The sequence below is a fragment of the Streptomyces sp. NPDC005141 genome, assembly GCF_053599975.1.
The window spans coordinates 1-3,299 of record NZ_JBSFYW010000141.1; the positions used below are offsets into that span (position 1 = coordinate 1).

Genomic DNA, 3,299 nt, shown 5'->3' on the forward strand with positions numbered 1-3,299 from the left:
CATCACGCACTGGGAGGGCATCGGTCCCGGCGGGTCCTTGTACGAGGGCGCCTACACCAGCATGGCGCACGGCTGGTCCACCGGCGTTCTCCCGGGCCCCAGTGCGATGCGCATCCGCCGGCAGGAACTACCGCGCCACCAGCGCCTCCAGCCGCGGCACGATCTCCGCGGGCGTGGGAAGCGTCGAGATCTCCTTGGCGAGGAACTGCGTCCGCTCGGTGTAACTCGGGTTCTCCAGCAGTTCCCGGCACGCCGCCGCGATCACCTCGCCCGGCGCCTTGTCGGGCTCCTGCGCCTGCGGCCACAGCGTCTTGCCGGCGCCGAAGCCGCTGATGGCCTTGGCGATGGCCTCGCGGTGGTAGTTCGGCGGGAACTCCGGCGGGTTCTCCGGGATGATCAGCTGCGGCACACCGTTGGCCATGAGCGTCGTGGCGGTGGTCGCGCCGCCGTGATGGACCGCCAGATCACAGGTGGCGGCGGCGACATCGATCGGGATCCAGCCCACCCGCGCGTCGCCCAGCTGCTCGCCGAACCGCTCGGCCGCACCGGGGGAGGCGGCGATCAGCACCTCCGCGCCCTGCTTGTTCAGCTCACTCACCAGCAGCGGCATGGACCAGCCCGGCTCGCGGAACATGAGACTGCGGAACCCCGAGGTGATCAGCACCCGGCGGCGGCCCTCGGGACGGGTGTACATCCAGCGCTCGAGCCGGCGCTGCGGGTTGGACGGGATCCAGCGCAACGACTGCGCGGCGGGGTCGTGGGCCGGCCGCAGCGACGGCGGGGTCGAGTCCAGGAGCAGGTCGGGCTCGAGCAGCCCGTCCAGGCCCAGCCGCTCCAGCTCGGGCCGCAGCTCCTCCTCGGCACCGGGGTCGATGCCGGTGAGCGGGATGCCCAGGTACTCGACCTGACGCACGTAGGGGACCTTGAGATGGGCGGCGAGCAGCATCGCCGCGTAGCTCTGCGAGCTGCCGACGACCACGTCCGGGGTCCAGTCCTTGGCCAGCTCCAGCAGGGACTTCACCCCGGCCAGGCCCATCTGCGCGAAGCCGCGGCCCTGGCCGAACATCTCCTGGTCCCCCAGTTCCCTGGGGAACCGCAGGCCCTTGCCCGGGTTGGTGATCCGCATGAAGTGCCGGATCGGATCGACGGTGAAGCAGAAGGTGGGAAGTCCGATGGCCTCCGCGGTTTCCACCCACGGCTCGTGGGCGGCCAGCACGACCTGATGGCCCGCGTTCCGCGCGGCCGTCGCCAGCGGGGCAGCGGCATAGTAGGTGGCCTGGCTGCCCGTGGTTATGAACAGGATTTTCATGGCACTCCGGATGCTTTTCGTGAGACGCGGCCTGACGCATTTGACGAACATCACCGATGGTCCGCAACGCGCCCTTTCTCTGTCAAACATCCTCAAATGGCAAGGCCGTTCAATTGCGGATTTCGCGCAGTTGAACAAGACATATGCCGAACCCGTTCCGCAGCCTCACCGTGGCAACATCGAACATTGCGCGACCCCCGGTGTCTGACCATCATGATGTCGGAACGTGCGGCGAGGAAGTCCCAGAAAAAACGGATACCGAAAGTCGGTGGCACACATGAATACGCTGATCTACAACGCCCGAATGGCTCTCCGCGACGTCATGGAAGTGAACATCTTCACCCAGGGAAACGACAAGGTCTATCTGACCGTTTTCCCCGAGCTGGTCTGGGAGGGCTCGAAGGAGACGCAATCGGAAAAGGTCATCCTGTCCGTCATCGACCGCCTCCACGACATGGACCTGGACGTCGCCGGCGGCGAGGACGCGATCCGGACCCTCCTGGACTCCGGATCCGTGGAGATCATCCGCAAGACCGCCTGAACACCGGGCGCACCGGGCCCGCACACCCCGTGCGCCCGGTGACCCCAATTCCCGACGAGGAGGTACCACGGCCGTGATTTCCCGCTACGCCCTGCCGGAGATGGCCGAACTCTGGTCCGACCAGGCCCGCTACACCACCTGGGCCCGGGTGGAGGTGCTCGCCTCCGAGGCACAGGCGCTGCTCGGCCGGGTCCCCGACGCCGCCCTCGCCGACATCCGCCGGGCCAAGGTGCCCGCGGCGGCACGCGTCGCGGAACTCGAACGCGAACGCGACCACGAGATCCTCTCCTTCCTCGCCGCCTTCTGCGAGGACATGCCCGACGACTCCGCGCGCTGGGTGCACCTGGGCATGACCAGCTACGACCTCGTGGACACCGCCCTGGGACACACCCTCGCCCGGGCCTGCGACCTCCTGACCGGCGCCGCAGGCCGGCTGCGCGGAGCCCTGGTGGACAAGGCGACCGAGCACTGGGACACGGCGTGCATCGGCCGCACCCACGGCATGCACGCCGAACCCACCACCTTCGGCCACAAGCTCGCCGGCTTCGCCTTCGCCATCGACCGCTCGGTGCGCCGGCTGACCGCCGCACGCGAACAGGTCGCGGTGGGAACCATCTCCGGCTCCGTCGGCACCTACGCCCTGATCGACCCCTTCGTCGAGGAGCACGTGTGCGCGGCCCTGGGCCTGGGCGTGGAAGAGGCGCCCAGCCAGGTCGTGGCCCGCGACCGGCACGCCCAGCTCGTCCAGGCCATCGCGACACTCGGCGCCTGCGTCGAGCAGATCGCCGTCGAGGTACGGCTGCTGTCGCGCACCGAGGTCCGCGAGGTGGAAGAGCCCCGCACCGCCGCCTACCAGGGCTCCAGCGCCATGCCCCACAAACGCAACCCGACCACGAGCGAGCGATTGACGGGGCTGGCCAGGCTGCTGCGCGGATACGCCGGGACGATGCTGGAGAACGTGGCGCTGTGGCACGAGCGGGACCTGTCGCACTCCTCCGTCGAACGGGTCGTGCTGCCGGACGCGCTGACCGTCGCGCACTACCAGGTCAGCGCGGCCACCGACCTCGTAAGCGGACTGCAGGTCTTCCCCCGCACGATGCGCACCGCGATCGACGCGACCGGCGGACTGGCCTACAGCTCGGCCGTCCTGGCCGACCTGCTGGAGACCGGAGGCGAGCGCGAGCGCGCCTACCGCACGATCCAGGACGCCGCCAACGGCGAGGACTTCACCGCCGGCCTGCGGGCCCAGGGCATCGAGACCGGCCCGCTGGAACCCGAGCGCTTCCTGACCCACCACGACGTCATCCACAAACGATTGGACAACCTGCTTGACTCCTCCCCGTCCTGAAGGAGGGGGATTCCTGGCTCACTTCGCCTGGCACCTAGCAGGTGGCGGGGCTTACAAGATCAGCACCAGCCGGGTTGAGACCAGCCCGGACGAGCATCACG

At 69.0% G+C, this 3,299-nt stretch carries 3 protein-coding genes; 2 read left to right on the top strand and 1 reads right to left on the bottom strand.

Annotation, left to right across the window (positions count from 1 at the left end):
* Nucleotides 1-127: 127 nt before the first annotated feature.
* Nucleotides 128-1,309 (bottom strand): glycosyltransferase, encoded by a 1,182-nt coding sequence (locus ACWD68_RS41605; protein ID WP_451811671.1) that lies wholly within the window; start codon nt 1,307-1,309, stop codon nt 128-130.
* Between the two features lie 277 nt (nt 1,310-1,586).
* On the opposite strand from ACWD68_RS41605, the gene ACWD68_RS41610 reads away from it, so the two are divergent.
* Both ACWD68_RS41610 and purB read left to right on the top strand, forming a co-directional pair.
* Nucleotides 1,587-1,850, top strand: coding sequence for a hypothetical protein (locus ACWD68_RS41610; RefSeq protein ID WP_451811673.1), 264 nt, complete (start codon nt 1,587-1,589; stop codon nt 1,848-1,850).
* Between the two features lie 73 nt (nt 1,851-1,923).
* Nucleotides 1,924-3,198, top strand: a complete 1,275-nt coding sequence (gene purB / locus ACWD68_RS41615; protein ID WP_451811672.1) for an adenylosuccinate lyase — start codon at nt 1,924-1,926, stop codon at nt 3,196-3,198.
* Nucleotides 3,199-3,299: the final 101 nt, after the last annotated feature.